Genomic DNA, 570 nt, shown 5'->3' with positions numbered 1-570 from the left:
TTGGGGCTTGGCCTTTAAACCAGAAACGGATGACATGCGTGAAGCGCCATCGCGTTGTCTGATGGAAGCATTATGGAATGCAGGTGCCAAAGTCGTGGCCTACGACCCCGAAGCTCAGGAAGAATGTTCACGTATTTACGGTGAGCGTGCAGATCTTACTTTGGTCACGAATAAAGATGCGGCTCTTGAAGGTGCAGATGCCTTGGTGATTTGTACAGAGTGGAAGGCTTTCCGAGCCATGGATTATGAAGCTGTTGTGCAAAAGTTAGCGAATCCTTTGATCGTAGATGGACGAAATCTGTACGATCCTGCTATCGTTAAAAATTATGGCATTACATATTACTCAATCGGCCGAGCATAAAGTCTGATGAGTACCAAAGGTATCTGTTGATCAACGCGTCGAATAGATACCTTTTTTGCGTGTAGATATTCATTGAATGAAGAATAAGGTTGATCATGGAAAGCAAAGGAAGTATTCGACGTCAGGTAAGTAAATTAAAGCTTGTTACCGCAGTGTCTGCCGCGCTCTTTTTGGGAGCTTGTGGCGGCGATGATACGGATACCGAGTTT

1 protein-coding gene is annotated in these 570 nt (G+C 45.1%); it reads left to right on the top strand.

What is annotated here, in order from left to right:
• The coding region (locus tag A3738_RS28670; protein ID WP_304440143.1) for a UDP binding domain-containing protein at nucleotides 1–361 on the top strand (361 nt) is incomplete at its 5' end.
• Nucleotides 362–570: the final 209 nt, after the last annotated feature.

Source organism: Oleiphilus sp. HI0066 (genome assembly GCF_001635725.1).
This window is presented reverse-complemented; position numbering and strand designations above follow the sequence as displayed.